General features: G+C 60.1%; 24 protein-coding genes. 7 read left to right on the top strand and 17 right to left on the bottom strand.

Features of this window, described 5'->3' with window-relative positions; all coding sequences use genetic code 11:
* Positions 1–4 precede the first annotated feature (4 nt).
* A complete protein-coding gene (gene mtgA / locus NT179_11915; GenBank protein ID MCX5722714.1) occupies positions 5–733 on the top strand; it encodes a monofunctional biosynthetic peptidoglycan transglycosylase in 729 nt (242 codons plus the stop codon).
* Positions 734–792: 59 nt separating this feature from the next.
* On the opposite strand, the gene NT179_11910 is transcribed toward mtgA, so the two are convergent.
* From NT179_11910 to NT179_11880, 7 genes are all read right to left on the bottom strand, one after another.
* Positions 793–1,722, bottom strand: coding sequence for an isoaspartyl peptidase/L-asparaginase family protein (locus tag NT179_11910; protein ID MCX5722713.1), 930 nt, complete (start codon positions 1,720–1,722; stop codon positions 793–795).
* On the bottom strand, positions 1,719–2,285 hold the full coding sequence (locus NT179_11905; protein MCX5722712.1) for a hypothetical protein: 567 nt from the start codon (positions 2,283–2,285) through the stop codon (positions 1,719–1,721). The genes NT179_11910 and NT179_11905 overlap by 4 nt, the downstream gene beginning before the upstream one ends.
* Positions 2,286–2,368: 83 nt before the next feature.
* On the bottom strand, positions 2,369–2,887 hold the full coding sequence (locus NT179_11900) for a methylated-DNA--[protein]-cysteine S-methyltransferase (GenBank protein MCX5722711.1): 519 nt from the start codon (positions 2,885–2,887) through the stop codon (positions 2,369–2,371).
* Positions 2,888–2,934: 47 nt separating this feature from the next.
* On the bottom strand, positions 2,935–4,551 hold the full coding sequence (gene murJ, locus NT179_11895; GenBank protein ID MCX5722710.1) for a murein biosynthesis integral membrane protein MurJ: 1,617 nt from the start codon (positions 4,549–4,551) through the stop codon (positions 2,935–2,937).
* 49 nt (positions 4,552–4,600) lie between these two features.
* Positions 4,601–5,248 (bottom strand): TPM domain-containing protein, encoded by a 648-nt coding sequence (locus NT179_11890; GenBank protein ID MCX5722709.1) that lies wholly within the window; start codon positions 5,246–5,248, stop codon positions 4,601–4,603.
* Complete coding sequence (locus NT179_11885; protein MCX5722708.1) at positions 5,248–6,108, bottom strand: TPM domain-containing protein; 861 nt, start codon at positions 6,106–6,108, stop codon at positions 5,248–5,250. Before NT179_11885 ends, NT179_11890 begins: the two co-directional genes overlap by 1 nt.
* 186 nt (positions 6,109–6,294) lie before the next feature.
* Positions 6,295–6,894, bottom strand: a complete 600-nt coding sequence (locus tag NT179_11880) for a LemA family protein (GenBank protein MCX5722707.1) — start codon at positions 6,892–6,894, stop codon at positions 6,295–6,297.
* A 97-nt stretch (positions 6,895–6,991) separates the two neighbouring features.
* Between NT179_11880 and NT179_11875 the strand changes: the two genes are divergently transcribed.
* On the top strand, positions 6,992–7,297 hold the full coding sequence (locus NT179_11875) for a hypothetical protein (GenBank protein MCX5722706.1): 306 nt from the start codon (positions 6,992–6,994) through the stop codon (positions 7,295–7,297).
* Between the two features lie 86 nt (positions 7,298–7,383).
* On the opposite strand, the gene NT179_11870 is transcribed toward NT179_11875, so the two are convergent.
* Together NT179_11870 and NT179_11865 are read right to left on the bottom strand one after the other, a co-directional pair.
* Entirely contained in the window at positions 7,384–7,902 is a 519-nt protein-coding gene (locus tag NT179_11870; protein ID MCX5722705.1) for a PilZ domain-containing protein, read from the bottom strand.
* Between the two features lie 127 nt (positions 7,903–8,029).
* On the bottom strand, positions 8,030–9,319 hold the full coding sequence (locus NT179_11865; GenBank protein ID MCX5722704.1) for an NAD(P)/FAD-dependent oxidoreductase: 1,290 nt from the start codon (positions 9,317–9,319) through the stop codon (positions 8,030–8,032).
* Positions 9,320–9,436: 117 nt separating this feature from the next.
* Here NT179_11865 and NT179_11860 point away from each other — a divergent pair, with 117 nt between their 5' ends.
* Complete coding sequence (locus NT179_11860) at positions 9,437–9,607, top strand: hypothetical protein (protein ID MCX5722703.1); 171 nt, start codon at positions 9,437–9,439, stop codon at positions 9,605–9,607.
* A gap of 91 nt (positions 9,608–9,698) precedes the next feature.
* Here NT179_11860 and xth read toward each other — a convergent pair whose 3' ends face one another.
* Positions 9,699–10,472, bottom strand: a complete 774-nt coding sequence (xth, locus tag NT179_11855; GenBank protein MCX5722702.1) for an exodeoxyribonuclease III — start codon at positions 10,470–10,472, stop codon at positions 9,699–9,701.
* A 138-nt stretch (positions 10,473–10,610) separates the two neighbouring features.
* Entirely contained in the window at positions 10,611–10,919 is a 309-nt protein-coding gene (locus NT179_11850; protein ID MCX5722701.1) for a hypothetical protein, read from the bottom strand.
* A gap of 223 nt (positions 10,920–11,142) precedes the next feature.
* Between NT179_11850 and NT179_11845 the strand changes: the two genes are divergently transcribed.
* Positions 11,143–12,657 (top strand): HDOD domain-containing protein, encoded by a 1,515-nt coding sequence (locus NT179_11845; protein ID MCX5722700.1) that lies wholly within the window; start codon positions 11,143–11,145, stop codon positions 12,655–12,657.
* Between the two features lie 234 nt (positions 12,658–12,891).
* Here the strand turns inward: NT179_11845 and NT179_11840 are convergent, their stop codons facing one another.
* From NT179_11840 to NT179_11820, 5 genes are read right to left on the bottom strand one after another with little or no spacing between them, the layout of a single operon-like run.
* Positions 12,892–13,713 (bottom strand): mechanosensitive ion channel, encoded by an 822-nt coding sequence (locus NT179_11840; protein MCX5722699.1) that lies wholly within the window; start codon positions 13,711–13,713, stop codon positions 12,892–12,894.
* A 20-nt stretch (positions 13,714–13,733) separates the two neighbouring features.
* Positions 13,734–14,159 carry a hypothetical protein gene (locus tag NT179_11835; protein ID MCX5722698.1) on the bottom strand — a complete coding sequence of 142 codons (426 nt, stop codon included), beginning with the start codon at positions 14,157–14,159 and terminating at the stop codon, positions 13,734–13,736.
* Positions 14,156–14,398 (bottom strand): hypothetical protein, encoded by a 243-nt coding sequence (locus NT179_11830; GenBank protein MCX5722697.1) that lies wholly within the window; start codon positions 14,396–14,398, stop codon positions 14,156–14,158. The genes NT179_11835 and NT179_11830 overlap by 4 nt, the downstream gene beginning before the upstream one ends.
* A 32-nt stretch (positions 14,399–14,430) precedes the next feature.
* Positions 14,431–15,111, bottom strand: a complete 681-nt coding sequence (locus NT179_11825; GenBank protein MCX5722696.1) for a tetratricopeptide repeat protein — start codon at positions 15,109–15,111, stop codon at positions 14,431–14,433.
* Positions 15,108–16,490: a dihydrolipoyl dehydrogenase gene (locus NT179_11820; GenBank protein MCX5722695.1), complete on the bottom strand. Its 1,383-nt coding sequence runs from the start codon at positions 16,488–16,490 to the stop codon at positions 15,108–15,110. Before NT179_11820 ends, NT179_11825 begins: the two co-directional genes overlap by 4 nt.
* Positions 16,491–16,719: 229 nt before the next feature.
* Here NT179_11820 and NT179_11815 point away from each other — a divergent pair, with 229 nt between their 5' ends.
* The gene (locus NT179_11815; GenBank protein MCX5722694.1) at positions 16,720–17,343 is read left to right on the top strand and encodes a CBS domain-containing protein; all 624 of its coding nucleotides are present in this window, start codon (positions 16,720–16,722) and stop codon (positions 17,341–17,343) included.
* Positions 17,344–17,538: 195 nt separating this feature from the next.
* The gene (locus tag NT179_11810) at positions 17,539–17,763 is read left to right on the top strand and encodes a DUF1653 domain-containing protein (GenBank protein MCX5722693.1); all 225 of its coding nucleotides are present in this window, start codon (positions 17,539–17,541) and stop codon (positions 17,761–17,763) included.
* 180 nt (positions 17,764–17,943) lie between these two features.
* Here the strand turns inward: NT179_11810 and NT179_11805 are convergent, their stop codons facing one another.
* On the bottom strand, positions 17,944–18,414 hold the full coding sequence (locus NT179_11805) for an MEKHLA domain-containing protein (protein ID MCX5722692.1): 471 nt from the start codon (positions 18,412–18,414) through the stop codon (positions 17,944–17,946).
* A 186-nt stretch (positions 18,415–18,600) separates the two neighbouring features.
* On the opposite strand from NT179_11805, the gene leuC reads away from it, so the two are divergent.
* Positions 18,601–20,004, top strand: a complete 1,404-nt coding sequence (gene leuC / locus NT179_11800; GenBank protein MCX5722691.1) for a 3-isopropylmalate dehydratase large subunit — start codon at positions 18,601–18,603, stop codon at positions 20,002–20,004.
* Positions 20,005–20,008 lie beyond the last annotated feature (4 nt).

Below are 20,008 nucleotides of genomic sequence, written 5' to 3'. Positions count from 1 at the left end.
TCTAATGCGGAAGTCAACCACCCACTCCCGCTCCCGCGTGAAGGCCTTCCTGATCATCGGCCTCGGCCTCCCGATCGGCACGCTCCTCTTCGTGTGGCTGCTCACCATGCCCGATGTCTCGTCCTTGCGCGCGACGAATCCGCCCGTGACGGCCCTGATGACCGCGCGCCAGGCCCAGGCCGAGGCGCAAGGTCTCACGATCGGACGCCATTGGGTCTGGGTGCCCCTCGCGCAGATCTCCCCGCACCTCCGGCAGGCGGTCGTGGCGGCGGAAGATGCCTCGTTCTTCACGCATGAAGGATTCGACTGGGAGGGCATCAAGGAGGCCGCCAAGTACAACCTCGAAGCGGGCGAACTGAAGCGGGGCGGAAGCACCATTACCCAACAGCTGGCCAAAAATCTCTATCTCTCGTCCGAACGGTCCCTGTTTCGAAAAGCGCGGGAAGCCCTCATCACACGTTCACTCGAACATCAACTCACGAAGGCGCGGATCCTCGAGCTCTATCTCAACGTCGCCGAATGGGGACAGGGCGTCTACGGCGCTGAAGCGGCAGCCCGCCATCACTTCCAGAAGTCCTCGCAGGACCTGACGGCCGATGAGGCAGCCTGGCTGGCCGCTATCCTGCCCTCGCCGCGCCGATACGATCCGATCAGAAAAACCATGGCCCTGACTCGCAGGCACGATCGCATCCTGAGCCTGATCACTCGGAAGCACGCCCATCCAGTTCCGTAACGGCCACGACGGTCTACCTGCTGCAACCGCACAGGAGCAGCTCGGTTGGCGCGAATATTTTATGGAAATTGTCCTCGAACTTTCGGCGAGCCAATCCCGTTCCACCAGCCTGCTGCCATATGGGGCGTCACATGCCTGATGGCAAATCGCCCGTCCGGCGAGAGGACTAAAGCTCCGGCAGACCCCTTGATCCGAGACGCCAACAGGCGCAGCACCTGTCGGACAGCAACCGTTGGGCTGGCCCCCGTCGCCAAACGATCGCAGATGGTTTTGGCGAGCACAAGGCGGATGATGCCTTCGCCGATGCCGGTCATCGACACAGCGCCGCTCTGATTGTCGGCATAGACGCCGCAGCCAATGAGCGGACTGTCACCGACCCGCCCTGGCAACATCGAATCGACGCCCCCGGTCGAGGCTCCTGCCGCCACCGTCCCGGCCCGATCCAACGCAACCGCGCCCACGGTTCCATGCTGGTCCTTCTCTGTCCGCTGCGATTTCACCATTGCGCGATAGAGTTCCATCGTCTGCGCGGCAGCCGGTGAAGCAGGGGCCCGACCGGCACTCCGGCGAAGCGAGCGCCCCTTCGACAGGGGTTCAAGTTTACAATGATGTGCGAACGCCGTGGCCGGTGGGCCTACGAGCAAGACATGGTTCGTGTCTTCCATGACCAGGCGGGCTGCCGTAATCGGATGCAGGATCCCTTCGATCGACGCGACGGCTCCGGCTTTGAGGCGGGCGCCCTCCATGATCGAGGCGTCCATCCGTTGCACTCCGTCCAGCTGGCGATGCGCGCCCTGCCCCGCATTGAATAGACCAGATTGTTCCAGGAGACCGATCGTGCATTCGACGGCAATGGCGGCAGGACCTCCCTGCTCAAGAATGGCATAGCCGATGACGAGGGCATCGGCCAAACAGCTGGCCTGCGCCGGCGTCATCCGTTTGCGGCCGGCGCCTCCGTGGGCAAGAATGAGAGGAGAGGGCTTGGTCAATTGAGGAGAATATCCCGAACCTGACGGTACGCCGGATCTCTCATCCGGTCCAGATCGGACCGCACGAACCCCAGCCCGGTGACGCAGAGCTCGAAGTTATCGGAGAGTGTCCGGAACAGAGGCGTTTCTTCCCCTGACGGGCTGTCCGCCATTTGCGCGACAATCCCGTAGGAGCGCTTGCCCGTCTTCATGTAGTCCACGAGAAAATCCTTATGGTAGATCAGCCCGCTCGTCTTGAGGCGGCGCAGATATTCCGGGAACAGCCCCGCCATGAAGAGCGTGAAATCGCCGATATGCTGATGCACGTCCCGCTCACGCTCCATCGACTGGGCCCCTAGCAAGACTTCCGATTCAAACAAGAGGTCCACCACCGTATCGACCGGTCGGTCTTCCTGGTTTCTGATTTTATAAAGCTGGTCAGTATGGGTAAAATCGACGAGCAGGTTGGAGACGTAGCTGGTGACGTTGGGGTCGGGCCACCCGAGATGCTCCGTAAAGCTCTTCTCGGTCAGGGCGCCGAACAACTGACGAAGCGGATGCCGTGGCGAAACTTGCGTTCCCATTTCCACCTCTCGCATCTTCGAAAACGTTTCACCTCAATATAGCAGATGTTGGTCTATCTGACGATATCTGCCCTCTGATCCTTCTATCGGTCTTCGCGAGACAGACTTGAGCGTCGATCAGTTTTTGCCGGTCTCAGCTGCGCCAGGGTTCCTTCGAGGGTGAGCAATTTTCGTTTCGTGGACAAGCCTCCCGAGAATCCTCCGAGCGACTGATCCTGCGCCACGATTCGATGGCAAGGAACCAGGATCGGCATCGGATTCGCCCCCACGGCATTGCCGACGGCGCGGGCATACTGTCTGCCCCCTACGCGAAGGGCCACCCATTGATAGGACCGCAGCTGGCCGCAAGAGATACGCTGGAGAACTCGCCAGACCTTCCGTTGAAAAGTCGTCCCTCGTGAAAGGTCCAGCGGCAGATCGAACGATGTTCGTGTTCCCGCCAGATAATCGGTCAGTTGCGTCCGCGCCTCACGCAATCGCGGCGAGGCCTGGCCGGCCGGCAGTTCGATCGAGCCAGACTGCAACTCGGACAGCGCGGCCAGGCGCGAGGCCTTCGGCAACACCAGGGAATCGATCCCCTTTGCCGTTTCGGACAAAGCCATCCAACCCCATCGTGATTTAAAGATGATCGCCCGGCTCATATGCAACCTCAGCGGCCGATGACTCGACCCATTTTTTTTCGCACCATGCCCCAGACCAAACCAAGTTCTTCAGACCGCAGCAAGGCATGGACGACCAGATAGCCGCTCACGCTCAATCCGATGGCAACAAAGAGCATCGCCGACTTCGCCGACCATTCACCTGGCTGCGTCCAGATCTGCGCCGCTGCCACCCAGGCACAGATCAGGACCAAGGGCACGGATGCGAAGAGTACGCGCAATGACGATCGTCCCACGGAGCCCCACTCGATGCCGCCCAACCGGCGGTGCAACACCGCGACCAGGATGCCTCCATTCACCATCGCCGCCAAGGCTGTGGCCAGGGCCAGGCCTGCCGCGCCAAGAGAGGACATCAGCAGCAACGAGAAGATGAGGTTGGAGACCACGGCGATCGCCGCGGAGATGGCCGGCGTGCGCGTATCTTGTAGGGAGTAGAAGGCCGAAACGATGATGCGAACGCTGCCGAAGGCCCAGAGGCCGACTGCATAACAAAGCACCGCCAAGGATGTCTCGGCCGTATCGTGCGAGGTAAAGGTCCCATGCTCGAAGAACAGATGGACGATCGGCTGACGCAGGAGGATCAGGCCCAACATCGCCGGCAGGATGATAAAGAGGATCATACGCAGGCCAAAGCCCACCGTCGTCCGCAATTCATCCAGGGCCCCGCGCGCCGCCTGCGCCGAGAGGGTCGGCAAAATCGCCGTGGCCAATGCCACGCCAAAAATTCCGAGCGGAAACTGAATCAACCGCATGCCGTAAAACAGATAGGTCGGCCCGCCGGCAAAGAAGGAGGCGAGGATCGTGCTCACGGTAATATTAATCTGCGTCACGGAAAGACCGAGGAGCGACGGCACCATCAGCCGGCCGATCCGTCGCACGCCCGGATGGCCTGGCGCGAACCGGAATCCGAACAACATGCCGCGCCGCCTCAAGCCAGGCAGCTGCATGGCAAACTGCGCCATTCCTCCCGCCACGACCCCGATGGCCACGCCAAGGATCGGCTCCGACATCACTGGCGACAGAAAAAATGCGCAGCCGATGATCACAATGTTGAAAAACACCGGCGAGAAAGCCGGCGCCGCGAAGGCGCGCATGGAATTCAAAATACCCATCGCCAGCGCTGCCAGACTGATAAAGATCAGATAGGGGAACATGATCTGCGTGAGCAACGTCGTCATGCCCAGCTTCGCCGGATCGCCGTGAAATCCCGGCGCTAGGAGCCAGACAATTCCGGACGCAGCGACAATGCCCACAATCGTGATGCCGGTCACGATCGTGAGCAATGTGGTAAAGACGGCACTCGCCAGTTCCCAGGCGTCTCGTTTCGATTTGAGCGTTTGATATTCCGTGAAGACCGGAATGAAGGCGGAGGACATCGACCCTTCCGCAAATAACTCGCGCAGCAAGTTGGGAACGCGATAGGCGACAAAGAAGGCATCGGCCGCGGGCGTCGCGCCGAACAGCCCTGCCAGCACCATGTCGCGGATGAACCCGAGGATGCGGCTGGAAAACGTGGCCAGGCCGATCAAGCCAGCCGCCTTAACCACCGAGCGAGTCTCGTCCTGCACGTTCGCGGAAGCTGGAGCAACAACAGTAGGATCGGCCATGGGTCGGGATTCTAGCGGAACCACGTCAGGCAGTCTATCGAACCGAACATTATGGCTCCTGAATCAAGGAGTCGGACAGTTCGTTGGGATTGTCGCCGGAGCCGGCAGGACTGACCTGCGCAAGGAGCACTCCGCACTTGGCAATCGCCACACAGATGGCGTCGGTCGCTTGTCCGGTTTTGATGCCCTCGGTGATGCCGCTAACCAGGCCATCCCATGTGCCGGCAGGAACGTGATCGTTGATGCCCTTGTCCGCCAAGACCTGCACCCGTCGTTCCAACAACGACACGAAAATCAACACGCCCGTCCGGCCTTGCGTGTGATGCAGCCCATGTTTGTAGAAAGCCTGCTCGGCACGCAGAGCCACTTTATGTGCCAATCGCTCGCGTGACGTGACAAGACGGATGACCCTCGGAACTCTGCCAAGCCATTGCCCGAGTCCATAGGATGCAACGACCGCCAGCAACAGCCAGCCAGCATTGCCTGCAGGCCAACCCCAAGGCAGCCAGTAGACCTCAATCGTCAGGAGCAGGGCCAGAGAGAGCAGGGCAAGCATGAGCCCCGTCCGATAGCCTGCTTCGCGATATCGGGCCGAGGCCGGGACGATCATCGGCACAATCTCGCCCTTCGTGACCAACTCGGCCTGTCGAACTGCTTGCCTGATCCGTTCCTGCTCTGCGTCTGTAAAAATTTTCATCACCAATCTCCCGAGGCGCCGCCGCCACCGAAGCCCCCGCCCCCTCCACTGAATCCGCCGCCACCGAATGAGTCGCCGAACCCACCGCCCGGTCCCATCATGATCCCCTCTCCCCATCCTCCGCCCTGACCGCGGCCCGCTTGCAGGATGAGCCACAGTAAGAAGGCCGTCACTCCAGCTGCCGCGAGCCCCAACCCCACGCTCGCAGCCTGGGCAATGAGGAAGGCGAGCAGGCCTCCGAGCAGCGCGCGTGACCGTGGCAGTCCATGACTCAATACGAGGCCGGCCAAGGTCCCGACCACGACCCCGATGAGCATATACTCGAACGAGGTCGACTCCTGGCCAGGCGCGTGACCCGGCAGCACCTCTTCCGCCTTATAGGTGCCCTCAATCGTGCCGAGGATGGCCTGGACTCCGGCAACAATGCCGCCCGGCAGATCGCCTGCGCGAAAATGGGGCACGATCTCCTGGCGAATGATGTGTGCAGAACGAAGGTCCGTCAAGGTGCCTTCGAGGCCATAACCCACTTCGATACGGACCTTGCGCTCGCGCAGGGCAATGAGCAGTAGCACGCCGTTATCGGTCCCCTTCTGCCCGAGCTTCCAGGTAGTGCTGACGAGATGAGAAAATGATTCGATCGGTTCCCCTTCAAGGGAAGGCAGAATCAGAACGACAACTTGATTGCTGGTCTTCGTTTCGTGGGCTTCAAGATCATTGGTAAGCGAGGCTGCGACTTCAGCCGGCAATACCTGCGCAAGATCCACAACGCGGCCCGTGAGCGTCGGCACATCGAGCGCGAAGGACGGAGAGGTGAGGGCCGAGACTAGAGATAAAACACCGACGAGAATAAAACGAACCATCAGCTGTCGAAGATTGTCCCTCACATTAAACCTCAGCTCAGCGGATGCGAAAAGCTCTGCGCAGGATGCTCAAAAAGCCTGTCCAGCAAGGCCGCAGGCGAGTCGAAACCGGAGGCGTACCCTCAGGGGTACGTTGAGGATTTCGATGAGCCGAGAACGACGCTGGCAGGATTTTTCAGCATCCTGCTAAAATTTCACCTCTGGCGGCTTCGCCACCGCCTTCTCATCCGCCACGGTGAAATTCGGCTTCTCTTCCAGGTGGAGCAAGAACTTGGCCGTCAGGTTTGTGGGGAAATAACGAACGCCCTTGTTGTACTCCGCCACTTTCTCGATATAACGCTTGCGCGCGACGGCGATACGATTCTCCGTCCCTTCGAGTTGGCTCTGGAGATCGCGGAAGTTCTGGTCTGCTTTCAAATTCGGATAATTCTCTGCGATAGCAATCAGACGGCCTAACGACGAGGTAAGATTGGCTTGCGCCTTCTGGAATTGCTCGAAGGCGGCCGGATCTTTCAACGTGTCAGGCGTCACTTGAATCCCGGTCGCCTGCGCGCGCGCCTGCACCACTCCCTCGAGTGTATCCTTTTCATGTTCTGCATAGCCTTTGACGGTGGCCACCAGGTTCGGGATCAGATCGGCCCGCCGCTGGTACTGATTGACCACTTCGCTCCAGGCGGCCTTCGTGTCTTCGTCTAATCCCTGAAGGTCGTTGTAGCCGCAGCCCGTGAGGCCTGTGAACAGAACTGCAATGGCGATGGTGGCGAATACCGAGGTGCGACGGCTCATAGTGGTCCTCCTTCGACGTGCCTGCGCGGTCTTTAGCGCAGGATGATGCTCATGCTATCATGAGAATCACCATTATGATACGAAGGTAGAACGTCCAATGTCGCTTGAGCCTTCTTCACATTTGCCCGGCGGATTTCAGATCCGGCACCGCACCCTCGGCATCTACCAGGGGAGCGCGATTGAGCTGGCCTTTTGGCACCCCTCATCCGGAATGCCGGAGTATGGACTCTGCCGGTTCGCCACGAAGGAAAAGGCTGAATCCTACTGTGCCTATCTCTGCTCCCCCACCTGCCCGGAACCGCTCGATGAGCAGGACCTCGTCATTGAACCCTATGACCTCGCCGCACACGAGGAGCTGATCAACGAGCATCCGCTCCACTCTGCCTGGGAAACTCCGCTCTAACAGGCTGCTGAAAACGCAGGACGGCCGAGCGCCCTTCCTCGGAAGCCTTTCACGTTTCACGATTTACGAGTCACTGGCCGGCCTGTTCAGGCTGCGACACCGGCGTTGAGCGAGGATTTCTCAGGAGAACCCGGCGCCTGGGCCTGAACGAAGGCCAGCAGACGCTTGTCCTCTTGAGCGGCTCGAAGGAACTTGAATGCGATGCCGCGGGCGCTCACTGAACGGACCATCGCGGCCACTTCAAGCGGTGCTTCACGTTCGCCAAGCGACAATTGCAAATAAAAGATATCGTCCGTATGGACATGGGTTTCACTCTTGATGATACAGCCGCCCATCGAAAGATCGAGTACCGTTCCCTCCGCGCGGACCTTGCCCCCGGAGAACGAGAGATAGAGTCGTACCGGAATCCGGAGGTGTTCGCGGCGATCGATCGGATGCGTGGGATGGTCTAGCCAAAGACGGGACGCCAGAAAGCGGTGACTACACGATGGACAGCGAAATGGCGCCACGAAGAGAAGGGAGGCCAGGTGCTCCCGTAGCGATTGCGGCTGCGATCGCAAGATGCTGTCATTCTTGCACCGCGGACAGCTCAGGATGCGGCCCATATCATCTGCTCCTTCCGGTTCCCCTGCTCGGACATGCCGCCACCTTGTCCACGGATAGATGATCGCCTCCTCTCTGTCAAGAAAACACCGATTCTGCGCCTACACCTCGTCGGGAGACATGGGCTGTTCATCGGCGAGTCTTGCCATCAATGTCTGCACTTACGGAAACAGCCTTGCCCGCGAGCCATCCCGTGGCCCAGGCCCATTGAAAATTGAACCCCCCGATCCGACCGTCGCAATCGAGGATTTCGCCCACCAGATAGAGGCCCGGCACGAGTTTCGATTCCATCGTGCGGAAACTGATTTCTTCGAGGGGCACTCCGCCCGCCGTGACTTCCGCATAGTTCCACCCCCGATCCTGCTGCACGGGAAGCCGGAACTTTGTGAGCGCCGCCAGCAGACGATCCCGATCCTTCCGCGGCAGTTGGGCAATGGCCGTCTGTCCGCTGATCCCCAGATATCGGCAGAGGGATTCGGCGAATCGTTCCGTAACCAGATGCGCCAGGGTCTTGGTCAACGAACGACGAGGCGACCCCGCTGCTTGCTCCATGAACCACTGACGGGCTGCCTCCTGGGTCAGGGCCGGCAGGAAGTTCACGCACAGCTCAACTGCCTCGCCCTTTTCATGAGCGCCCGTCCAGAAACGGCTGGCATCCATGACGACCGGGCCGCTGACCCCGAAGTGGGTCCAGAGCAAACTGCCGGTCCGTCGATCCACGATCTGGCCCTTCACCGTCGTCGTCAGCTCCACCTCCTGTGAGATGCCTGAGAGATCCTTGTGAAACAAAGCTTCGTCCAACACTAACGGGGTGAGGGCCGGAGCGGTGGCGTGCACTTGATGTCCCAGGCGACGCGCTAACTCATAGCCGAACCCGTCACTCCCCGTTTTCGGAAGCGAGCGGCCGCCGGTGGCCAAAATGACCTTCTTCGCGTACAGGGTTCCATGGGTATGGTGAATGAGGAAGCCGCCCTCTGAGCCGGCGAGACAGGCAACCTCTGTCACTCGATGGTCCGGACGAATGACCACACCCAGCTCATGACAGCGATTGATCAATGCGGTCAAAACCGTCCGCGCCTTGTCGGTCACAGGAAAAAGCTTGCCGGTCTCTTCGCACTTGAGGTCCACGCCCAACGAGGCGAACCAGTCGATCGTGGCCTGAACCGGAAAAGCAGCCAAGACATTTTTGATAATATGGCGATTGCCGAAGAAGTCGGTGGCGGTCACGACATCATGCGTGACATTACAGCGTCCGCCGCCGGAGACGAGGATCTTGGCACCGAGGGTCTTGGCCCCATCGAGCAGCAGGATCCTCAGCGAAAGACCATCCTTCGCGGCGGCCTCTGCTGTAAAAATCGAGGCAGCGAGCCCTGCGGCACCTGCACCGATCACCGCAATATCGTGTCTGTCGTCACCCATGGACATTAGAGAGTTTTAACTGCCAGTTAACACCCTATTAATCTTGGAATGCTACTGTGCCCTCGTACAAAGACAACCTCTCGACGCGGCAATACATGACAGCAGGAGGAACGCAGCGTGACCTGTCAAAAATGCAACGGGCTGATGGTGAAGGAGTCGCGACCGGATTTCTCGCAGGACGTGGCCGTGCTCCGCTGTATTAACTGCGGCCTGGTCCTCGATCCCTTGATCGCACAGAATCGCGTGACCCCATTGCGCGCGAAACAGCCGACGCTGAACGCAGCTTGATGATTCGTGTGAGATCATGAACCAGTTCGGTCGGGGCGGGCAGCTTGCCGAACCGATCGAACGGGGGCAGGTGTGGACGTTGCGCTCGTGGTTAGATCGAAAACTCCGCCCATAAGAATGTATGATCCGAGGGGTCTTTCGCTCGCCGCGGCTCGACGTCCACCTCTACCCTGACACAACGCTCGACTAGCGGGGCCGTCGCCAGAATATGGTCGATGCGCCAGCCTCGATTCGCTTCCAGCGAACCGGGCGCCCGGTAATCCCAAAACGTATATTGCTGCCGGTCCGGATAGAGCTTCACGAACACATCCTGAAATCCCCAGGCCAACGTCTTTTCATAGGCCTGCCGCGCATCCTCGTGATAACAGACATGTTTGAGATGCTTCTCGGGACTATGCACGTCCATCGGCCGCGGCGCCACGTTCATATCACCGCACCAGATGGCCGGCTTGTCCGGCGACAAATGTTTTTCGAAATACTTGCGGAGCCGATCGTACCAGCCAAGCTTGTATTGATACTTGGGTGAATCGATCTCGAAACCCTGCGGCACATAGGTATTGACGATGGGAATCCCCTTGATCACCACGCGCAAGAGCCGCGCATCCTCCGAATCGCCTCCGTCATCGAATCCGTATGCCACTGCCTCCGGCTTCTCCCGACTCAAGATCGCCACGCCGTTGTACGACTTCATTCCCCGGTAGGTGATTTCGTACCCTGACTCAGCCAAGGCCAGCAGCGGAAACTCGCTGTCCTGGACTTTGGTTTCCTGAAGACAGAGCACATCAGGCTTCTGCTGAGCCAGCCAGTCAAGCACAATGGGCAAACGTTTGCGGAGCGAATTGACGTTAAACGTCGCGATTTTCATACAGCGTCCTACAGACATTCAGGCCGCGCATCCTAGCAAAAGGCCTGCGGGGGAACAAGGCGGAGAGGGAGCAGCTCAACATAAAACGGCCCTCGGAAGGAACAACCTCCCGAGGGCCATGCGCACAACTGCTCGAACTTAGTGTCCTGCTGCAGGAGCCGGAGCTGCGGCCGGGGCAACGGCAGGAGCCGGAACCGATGAGGTGGCGGCCGGCGCTTCCTCTTTCTGCGCCTTCGTCTTGCTCTTCGCCGCGTGGCGCTTGGCCTTCATCTGCTTTTTATGGCCCTTCTTCTTGCCCTTCGAATCGGATTTCCCCGGCTCTTTTTCGGCTGCGACATCGGATTTCATCGTACCCGCTTCGCCTTTGATGGCCTCATCAGCCATGGCCAACGAGCCAGCTCCGAACATGCACAATGCGGTAAAGGCGGCAACGATCAACTTCTGCATGGGATACCTCCTGGGAAATAATAATGGGTGCAGTTTGTTTCCTGCAAAAGAAGCAAACAGCCTGCACTCCTTTTTCAACCCTGTCAAGAACCGGTTCGGAACACCAACACGCAACACCGCCCTGATTGGGCCTAATCCAAAGATCGGCCACCCCTGCTCAGCTTTCCCCTCAACCAACCGATAACGGACGTCAGGGCATAGAAGGACCTGTGAGGAAGGCAGAATGACGCAAGCCGGTACGTCGACCATCAACTCTGACGTCATTAACGAGATCCACGAGCAACTCCGCCCGCTCTTCGGTCCACAGGCCAATTCGATCCCCGTATTACGGGCGACCTGTCAGAAAGTCCTCAATATCAGCGGAGACACCTCGAGCCCCGATGCCCTCGCCGAGGTCATCCGCCGCGACCCTGGATTGACCTGCAAGGTGCTGCAGATCGCCAACGGGATCGCCTATAGTCCGCAACATACTATTGCATCCGTGACCCACGCAGTGGCCTGGCTTGGCCTGGACACCGTCCGCACGCTCGTCGCCACCGTCCAATTGATGGAGCAGCTGGAGAATCAGCCGGATCGTCGGCCGCTCTTAGGCCGCTTGATCGCCAAAGCACTCTTTGCCGCAGCCCACGCCTCCGAACTCGGCGTGGCGATGAACTATCCTCAACCGGGACAGCTGTTCAGCGCCGCCCTCCTGTACTCGTTCGCCGACCTGGTGATCGCGTACCAAACGCCCGATCTGTTCCAGGAACTCGCCGCTGCAAAGACACAAGACGACGAAGTGAGAATTCTCGGTGTGTCGAGGGTTCGTTTTGCCACAGCCCTGGCCAAGACCTGGGTCCTGCCAGCCGGCCTGATGGATCTCATCGGCAGCCCGGCACCCACAGCGAAAACCAAGTGGCAGACCGATCAGCAGCTGTTCATGGGACTGGTGACCGGCTCCAACCATCTCGTCGCCGCCATGGCTGACTCACCGAATCCCGGCGCCGCTGACCCCATTCGTCGCACCGTCCAACGGGGCACCGCCCTGCCGGAACGCACCCTGCAGGACGCCTTAACCCGCGCCTTCGACAAGGGCCAGCAACTGTCCCGTTCCGTCGGTATCACAGAGACCGTGATCTCCCAAGCGTCAGCCCCAGCACCCATCGCCATGACGTTACCCTCAACGGTCAACCTAGAATTGCCCAAGGCTCGACCGGATGAACCCGCAACAACTCCTCCGATCCAAACCCACCCGCTAGAAACCCTCCAGCAATTCCAGACTGCCTTGCTGGCGGCGAAAGACCTCAACAATCTTCTCTCCGTCCTGGTCAATACGCTGCATGACGGCGGCGGCTTCACGCGGGTGGCCCTGGCACTGTTGAATCCAGGCGATACCGACCAACTGCTCGGCCGAGTGGTGGTGGGCGTCGACGTGCCGGAGCAGTACCTGGCCAGTTTCACGGGATCGCTCAGCGCGGAACACCCGCTGTTCTTGCATGCATTGAAACAACAGGATCCCTTCTTGCTGTCGCAGGCCTCGACCGACGGACCTCGCGCCCTCGGCTCAAGGTTCCTCACGACCTGGCAAACCTCATCCGCCATCCTCGCCCCCATCCGCATCGGCATCCGGCCGATCGGACTCCTGTACAGCGACCATGGACCCCTTCCAGGTCAGGTAACCTCCCAAGATCTGCAATCGTTCCAGCTGTTCTTTGGTCAAGCGATTCTCAGCCTCAACCGTCTCGCCGGCGTGCTCTAACCGATCTGATGCGTGAAACGTTAGGCGTAAAACGTGAGACGAGGGTCAGCCGAGAGGATGCGGCCCCGCTTGCGAAACGGCATATCTTAAAAAGGAAGAACACGCTCCCGCAGGCTGCTCAAACGGCCCGGCAGCAAGGCCGCAGCCGCTGAACGCACCGGAGGCGTAGCCCCTGGCTACGTTGAGGATGCGTTCGAGGCGAGAACGAAGCTGGCGAGCCGTTTCAGCAGCCTGCTAATTGGATGCGGTGAGATAGCGGCGCAAAATGGCCTGTTCGATCCGCGAGCGGCCACGGTCCGGCGCCGGGAATCGCAGCACCAACTGGATCTGCCCTGCTTCGGATAGTTGGATGGTCACGCGCGGCTCCGGCGACGGAGCTTCGAGGAGATTCGTCTGTTCCAGCAACTTCATGTGCCGGCCGGCCTCTTCCATAAACGAAGAACATTCCGCTTTCGCAGCGTCCAGCAGATGCCCCTCTGCCTTCCGCCAGTCATGCTTGTCCCCGAGCGGAACCACGAGGAGATAGAGCCCATATTCCTGGCCGGGATTCTCTTTGATCAAGGTATTCGTGAACAACAGGCTGTTCGGAAAAACCGCAATGCGGCCGGTATAGAGGTGCGAGGCTTGGCCCGGCCCAATCTCAAGGAGCTTGGTCGCAAAGATGTCGTGATCCAAAACGACGCCACGGTACCCGGCGATTTGAATGCGATCCCCCACCTCGTAGACTTTTCCGCCCACGCGCAGCGCCGCCCCGCTCCAGCAAAGGAGGAGTTCCTTCGTCGCCAACACAAGCGCCGCCGCGAGCGCCACGAGAGACACGGCGAAGGCCTGGAGCTCGTGCGCCCAGATAACAACCAGTCCCACCAGCAACGCAAACAAGATGGTATTGCGGACCGAGACGACCCCTCGCCGCTTCGCTTCCATCGAGAGGGCGGGATTCTTCGCGATCGCACGAACGATCAAGGTCCGCAAAATCAGGAGGGAGAGCAATAGGAGGAGAGACTTGAGACTGTCGAGGACGACGGAACTATCGATATGCGGCAACCAAGCAGGCATATGGGGCAAGACCTCGCTGGCTAGTTTGCATTCAGCGTGTCGCGGGTTCCCGGCACACACTCTTCCCGTTTCCACTGCTTCAGAATCTTCTGTTCATTGAAGGTCAAGATATAACGATAGCAATACAACATGGCCTTGGGCCCTTCGGCGCCACTCTTTCCGATCAATGAGGCCGCTTGCTGCACCGCTTCGCCCAAGTGGAACAGTTGCACCGTGGCCAACTCCTTGTCGCCGATCGGCACGCGATAGGTCCAGACGGAATCTCCTCCGAGCGCCGGTGTCTTCGCCGTATGGGGCGGCCCGAACCGCGCCAACACCTCGTCCTGCGTGAGCCGATCCACACCCTTTTTGAAATAGCCGTCGCGCCAGGGGCCGCCGCAGGCCAACATCGTCCCAGCAAGGAGAAGCAGGCAAACCGCAAACAGGTGTTGAGACGCTCGTTTCATCGCCTGGGCTGATCCTTGATCTCTTGCATACGCTTCACGGAACAATAGAGGGCGTAACCTTGCGCCAACATGCCGGTGGCCAGCAAGCCCAACGCCGTCTGCAGCCACCGCGCTCCTGTCTCTTCCAAACCATAGATCCCGACGACGAACCCCAGCGCAATCGCCACGATCCCCACGAATCGCGCAACCATTCCGTTCATACGCCAATTGATAGAAACCGGATCGCGCTGCCTCGCCATGAGGGTACGCTACACTGGATCACGCAACCGGTTCAACTCCGCGTCGCGCGAATGTGTTTGGCGCGCAGCTCCAGCGACGCCGCCTCGTCCACTCGCCCGACTTTTCGCAGGACATTGGCCAGGTCCTCCAGCGTCTTCGCCACCTCCGGATGGGATGATCCCAGCACCCGCTCCCGAATCGCCAAGGCTCGGCGATAAAGCGGCTCCGCTTTCTCCGGCTGCCCTTGCACCACATGCAACTGGGCCAGATTCACGAGGCTCAACGCCACGTCCGGATGGTCGAGGCCCAGGAGTTTTTCTTTGATGGCGAGGGCCCGCGTCAACAGAGGCTCGGCCTGGGCATACTGGCCGTACATGCGATGGAGGACGCCGAGGTTGTTGAGCGTGGCTGCGACATCGGCGTGCAACTCCCCATGCACGGCCTGGTAAATTTTCAGCGCCTGCAGATAGACCGGTTCCGCCTCCACATACTTCCCTTGGCCTGCATAGACCTGCGCCAGCTGTGACAGGCTGACCGCCACACGCCGGTCTTCCAGTCCGAACTCCTCCGCTTTGCGCGTCGCCACAAGGAACAGCCGTTCCGCATCGGCGTAATTGCCTTGCTGCACGGCCTGCTGTCCCGCCGTCATCGCCGACTCCCAGGTCTGTTGCTGGCACGCAGGCTCTACGAGAAGGAGGAGGCTGAGCGCGAACATAGAGAATCTGTTCATCATGTCCCCAACTGTTCGACGATGGACTCCGCCGGATAGGTCACGATTTCCGCCAGCGTGGGATGGTAGTGCGGCATACGCACAAGGTCCGCCGCAGTCCCATGGTAATACATGACCGCGATCAGTTCATGGATCAGTTCACCCGCCTCCGGGCCGACAATCTGCGCGCCCAGAAGTTCGCCCGTCTGTGGCGCACAGAGCAGTTTTACAAAGCCGTGGGTGGCACCGAGACAGAGGGACTTCCCGTGGTCGGCAAAGGGATAGGAGGCCGTCAGGTACGGAATGCCTTGGGCGCGACATGCGGATTCGTTCAGTCCCACGACGGCGACTTGAGGGTCCGTAAAAACCACCTCGGCATCGAGACGATGGTCGAGTTCTTTTGCCGGCCCGTTCGGATGCATCGCGTTATAGGCCGCAGTCTCGCCCTGCTGAATGGCGAGATGCACGATGGGCGAGATCTCGTTCGCGTCACCCACGGCATAGATATGGGCTTGCGACGTGCGCAGGGTCTCATCGACCACAATCCGCCCGCCTTCGACTGCCACCTCCGCCAGGTCGAGCTGCAGCCCTTCGATGTTGGGCCGGCGGCCCAGGGCCTGGAGAATCTCTTCGCCGACGAAGGATCGCTCGCCACCGTCTTTCGTCACCCGCACAGTCTTCCCTGTTGCATCGTGGGTCACCCGCAGCAACTGCGCATCCGTAACGACGTCGATCCCCTCGTCGAGCAAGGCCGCTTCTAGCGCGCGGCCGACAGCTTCATCCATTCCAGAAAGGAGCGTCCGGCTCCGTTGAAGAATCGTCACCCTCGTCCCGAGCCGAGCGAAGAACTGCCCAAGCTCGAGCGCAACCGCCCCGCCGCCCAAGACGATCAGCGAATCCGGTTGGGTGCGAAGATCCAGAATCGTATCGCTGGTGAAATAACCTGCTTGGGCCAAACCGGGAATCGAAACGTCGCTAGGCCGCGACCCCGTCGCAATGATGAACGAGCTGGCCGACAAGACGGTATCTCCGGCGGTGATTTCGCTGGGTGAGCGAAAGGCTGCCCGCGATGGATAGAGCGTAAATTTCGGATCATGAAGCTGCTGAATACGGTAATCCGCAAATTCGCGGACCAGCCGATCCTTCCGATCCACGATCGCCGACAGGTCGGCCTGGACCGACACCGGGGAGAGCCCGAACTCCTTCGCCCGCCTCAAGAGGGCCGCCACTTCTGCGGAGCGCAAGATGGCCTTCGTCGGCATACAGCCGCGCAGAATACAGAGGCCCCCCAGCGGCCCCTGATCCACAATGGCTACGTCGGCGCCGGCATCACGAGCGGTCCGTGCCGCGGCATAGCCAGCCGAGCCTCCCCCGATGACGATCATGTCATGTCTCTTTTTCATCGAATCCTGACCCTGTAATGGCACCCTTCATTCCCCTGACAACACAAGAACGGGCAGGATACACGATGGGGCCGCCTGGCTGCTATCGGCCGCAAAAGGCCTCCAGCCTGGACCCTTCCGGCCCTGCCTCTCTCCCAATCCTGGCCTCTTGTCCAGAATAATCGCGTAATAAACCCTTCGAGCTTAAGTATTTACCGTAACCTCCGATACAGACGTTACGAGGTCAGCTATGTCCCTGATACGTGCCGTCAATGCCATCGTCGAAACGCAGCCTGCGCGACCTGTGTCGCAGCGGGCACCTGCGTCACAAACCAACGCAGACCATCGACGGGATCACTCGAAAGAACAGGAACAACAGGAGGCCAACCCGGCCGCGCTCCTCGCTCAACAGGCCTACCAGCAACAGGTGCACCAAGACCCCGCGCCGAAACAGGGCCTCCTGGCGCAGGACCTCATGACCGCACCCGTCACCTGGCTGCCGTCAGACAGTACGCTGCAGGAAGCCTGGACGGTGATGAAATGCAAAGGAATCCACCACCTCCCCGTCACGTCACTGCACGGAGCCCTGGTCGGACTGATATCGGACCGCGATCTGTTGCCCTACACGCAGGAATTGGAATCCTCCAGCCAGCCCGGGCCCTCCGCCAAGCATACGCTCGCCCAGGTGATGAGCCTTCGGGTTTTGTCCGCCAGCCCCACCACAGAGCTCCGCGAGATCGCCCGCGCCATGCTCGATGAATATGTAAGCGCCATTCCCATCGTCGACAACGCCCGTCACCCGATCGGCATTCTGACGACCAGCGATATTCTCCATGCCATTGTCCATCGAGGCCCCCTCGAGCTCTGGACGTAACCAACGTTTCACGCCCTGATTCCCGCACATTGGCTCTTGAGTCTCCGCACCCCCACAGTTACAGGCCCGACAAATAGGGCGCCCGTCCGCTTCACGGCCCATTCCGGCCAACGAATTCAGCGAAACGGCCAGACCCTGCTGCCCTGTAATTCCATCGTCTGTTCTCGTATAGTACGGAATAGAAACGGAGACGGGATGGTCCAGCCTGGTCGCTATCGACATTACAAGAAGGGCCACGAGTACGAAGTGCTCGGGGTGGCGCGGCATTCGGAAACGGAAGAAGAGCTGGTCGTCTATCGCGCCCTCTACGGAGAGCGGGGACTGTGGGTCCGGCCTCTGGCGATGTTTCTGGAAACCGTGACAATCGAAGGTCTTCCGCGCCCACGATTCGAACGGCTCCCGGACGAATCAGCGAACTAAGCACCCTCTCCCTCAAAGCACAACGCAAGATGCGCGTTTACGTTATTTCATGATGGACCGGAGAGGCCCCCGCTGCGCGCGTCCAACGAGGGCCTTCTGAGGCCGCGCGTTGCGCGAGCACAAGGGACTCACCGGTCCATCCCCCCTGCTGGCGGACTTTTTCAGCATCTTGCAGGCTGATCAGTTCAGCCAGGTCCATTGTGAAAAACTCGCCGCCTGTCCCACCCTCTGCCCCTGTGCGTCCACGACATTCCAGATCCTGGCGTTATCGACGAGAAAGCGGCGACCCGTTGAGGTAATTCTCACCCCTCGATAAGTGTCGAGGTAGCCACGGACTTTGGCCTGCTCCAACATCCATTCCCGTTCGGCTCGATTGATCGGTTCGGCGGTGAGCCGGGAGGGCGTTTGCACGAATTGATCCCAAGGCAACTCCCACAGGTCCAAGGCCATCTGGTTCCCGTAGTTGAGCAGGGGATCCTCTTCCGCCCCATGCGACACAACGACGAATGGGGAGAGAAAGAGGGCATGGGCCTGGTACGCGGGGTCGCCCACTCGTTCGAGCAGTTCACGCCCGGTCCAGCGACGAAAACTGTTGAGGAGCAGTTGCGACCACTCAATGACGGGGGGGTCGGTCCAGGCCTGAGATGTCACAGGGAATCCTCTGGTGTAGCCGAGGGGACAGGACCCCTTACCAGCTGACCAGGCGGTGGTACCATGTCCATCTGCTCAACGCAAGAATTATAGCAAGCGCTCTTGTACAGACCGGGGGAGGACTCTGTATAATATGGATCCTCCCGGAGGTGCCATCCGAGAGAGACCGATCATTGAGGAGTCACCATGGCCGCTCAGACCCTATTTGACAAAATCTGGGAATCTCACGTCGTCCGCGCAGAGCCGGACGGGACTACCCTGCTCTATATCGATCGCCAGCTGGTCCACGAAGTCACGTCGCCGCAGGCGTTCGAAGGACTCAGACTCTCAGGCCGCAAGCCGCGCCGTCCCGGCGCCACCTTGGCGGTGCCGGACCACAACGTTCCGACCACCGACCGGTCCGTGGGCATCGCCGACCCCCTCAGTGCGATACAGATCCGGACGCTGGAGGAAAATTGCCGCGACTTCGGCATCACCCTCTTCGGCATGAACGATATCCGCCAAGGCGTGGTGCATGTGATCGGGCCGGAACAGGGCTTTACCCTGCCGGGGACGACCATTGTGTGCGGCGACTCCCATACCTCGACGCATGGCGCGTTCGGCGCCTTGGCCTTCGGCATCGGCACCAGCGAAGTGGAACATGTGCTGGCCACCCAATGCCTGGTCCAGAAACGACCCAAAACCATGGAGGTTCGCGTCGACGGAGTCCTGTCGAACCTTTGTTCGGCGAAGGACGTCACGCTCGCGATCATCGGAAAGATCGGCACAGCCGGCGGAACCGGCTATGTCATCGAATACACTGGCTCGGCGATCCGCGCCCTCAGCATGGAAGGGCGCATGACGCTCTGCAATATGTCGATCGAGGCAGGCGCGCGAGCCGGCATGGTCGCGCCGGACGAAAAGACCATCGCCTATGTGAAGGACCGTCCCCTGGCTCCGAAAGGGAAACTGTTCGAACAGGCCGTGCAAGCCTGGCAACATCTGAAGACCGATACGAACGCCTCCTACGATATGACCGTCACGATGAAGGCCGAGGACATCGCGCCGCAAGTCAGCTGGGGCACCAGTCCCGGCATGGTGACCGGCATCGATCAACGAGTGCCGGACCCCCGAACGATCACCGACGTGAATCAACGCCAAGCTACGGAGCGGGCATTGGAATATATGGGCCTCATCCCGAATATGCCCATCACCGATATCAAGATCGATACGGTGTTCATCGGATCCTGCACCAACTCACGCATCGAAGACCTCCGCCTGGCGGCCAACTTGGCCAGGGGCAAGAGCGTCGCCACTGGTGTGCGGGCGATGGTGGTGCCAGGCTCCGGTCTGGTGAAGCAACAGGCCGAACAGGAAGGGCTCGACCGCCTCTTCAAGGACGCGGGATTCGAGTGGCGGGAAGCCGGCTGCAGTATGTGCCTGGCCATGAATGCCGACGTACTTCAACCAGGCGAGCGCTGCGCCTCGACCAGCAATCGAAATTTCGAAGGACGCCAGGGGGCTGGCGGCCGCACCCATCTCGTCTCTCCGGCCATGGCTGTCGCAGCCGCCGTCGAGGGGCACTTCGTCGATATCCGAACCTGGAAATAGAGGA

This window comes from Nitrospirota bacterium (assembly GCA_026387665.1).
Classification (GTDB): Bacteria; Nitrospirota; Nitrospiria; order Nitrospirales; family Nitrospiraceae; genus Palsa-1315.
The sequence above is the reverse complement of the archived record's forward strand: the minus strand, read 5'-3'. Positions and strand labels throughout refer to the sequence as shown.

Bases quoted from the DNA above. Each gene is read 5' to 3' on its own strand.
- NT179_11845 (MCX5722700.1), top strand. From the start codon at position 11,143: ATGACGCAAGCCGGTACGTCGACCATCAACTCTGACGTCATTAACGAG.
- NT179_11835 (MCX5722698.1), bottom strand. From the start codon at position 14,159: ATGAAACGAGCGTCTCAACACCTGTTTGCGGTTTGCCTGCTTCTCCTT.
- NT179_11890 (MCX5722709.1), bottom strand. From the start codon at position 5,248: ATGAAAATTTTTACAGACGCAGAGCAGGAACGGATCAGGCAAGCAGTT.
- NT179_11840 (MCX5722699.1), bottom strand. From the start codon at position 13,713: ATGCCTGCTTGGTTGCCGCATATCGATAGTTCCGTCGTCCTCGACAGT.
- NT179_11820 (MCX5722695.1), bottom strand. From the start codon at position 16,490: ATGAAAAAGAGACATGACATGATCGTCATCGGGGGAGGCTCGGCTGGC.
- NT179_11810 (MCX5722693.1), top strand. From the start codon at position 17,539: ATGGTCCAGCCTGGTCGCTATCGACATTACAAGAAGGGCCACGAGTAC.
- NT179_11880 (MCX5722707.1), bottom strand. From the start codon at position 6,894: ATGAGCCGTCGCACCTCGGTATTCGCCACCATCGCCATTGCAGTTCTG.
- xth (MCX5722702.1), bottom strand. From the start codon at position 10,472: ATGAAAATCGCGACGTTTAACGTCAATTCGCTCCGCAAACGTTTGCCC.
- NT179_11875 (MCX5722706.1), top strand. From the start codon at position 6,992: ATGTCGCTTGAGCCTTCTTCACATTTGCCCGGCGGATTTCAGATCCGG.
- mtgA (MCX5722714.1), top strand. From the start codon at position 5: ATGCGGAAGTCAACCACCCACTCCCGCTCCCGCGTGAAGGCCTTCCTG.
- NT179_11905 (MCX5722712.1), bottom strand. From the start codon at position 2,285: ATGGGAACGCAAGTTTCGCCACGGCATCCGCTTCGTCAGTTGTTCGGC.
- NT179_11870 (MCX5722705.1), bottom strand. From the start codon at position 7,902: ATGGGCCGCATCCTGAGCTGTCCGCGGTGCAAGAATGACAGCATCTTG.
- NT179_11865 (MCX5722704.1), bottom strand. From the start codon at position 9,319: ATGGGTGACGACAGACACGATATTGCGGTGATCGGTGCAGGTGCCGCA.
- NT179_11885 (MCX5722708.1), bottom strand. From the start codon at position 6,108: ATGGTTCGTTTTATTCTCGTCGGTGTTTTATCTCTAGTCTCGGCCCTC.
- leuC (MCX5722691.1), top strand. From the start codon at position 18,601: ATGGCCGCTCAGACCCTATTTGACAAAATCTGGGAATCTCACGTCGTC.
- murJ (MCX5722710.1), bottom strand. From the start codon at position 4,551: ATGGCCGATCCTACTGTTGTTGCTCCAGCTTCCGCGAACGTGCAGGAC.
- NT179_11825 (MCX5722696.1), bottom strand. From the start codon at position 15,111: ATGATGAACAGATTCTCTATGTTCGCGCTCAGCCTCCTCCTTCTCGTA.
- NT179_11850 (MCX5722701.1), bottom strand. From the start codon at position 10,919: ATGCAGAAGTTGATCGTTGCCGCCTTTACCGCATTGTGCATGTTCGGA.
- NT179_11830 (MCX5722697.1), bottom strand. From the start codon at position 14,398: ATGGCGAGGCAGCGCGATCCGGTTTCTATCAATTGGCGTATGAACGGA.
- NT179_11900 (MCX5722711.1), bottom strand. From the start codon at position 2,887: ATGGCTTTGTCCGAAACGGCAAAGGGGATCGATTCCCTGGTGTTGCCG.
- NT179_11815 (MCX5722694.1), top strand. From the start codon at position 16,720: ATGTCCCTGATACGTGCCGTCAATGCCATCGTCGAAACGCAGCCTGCG.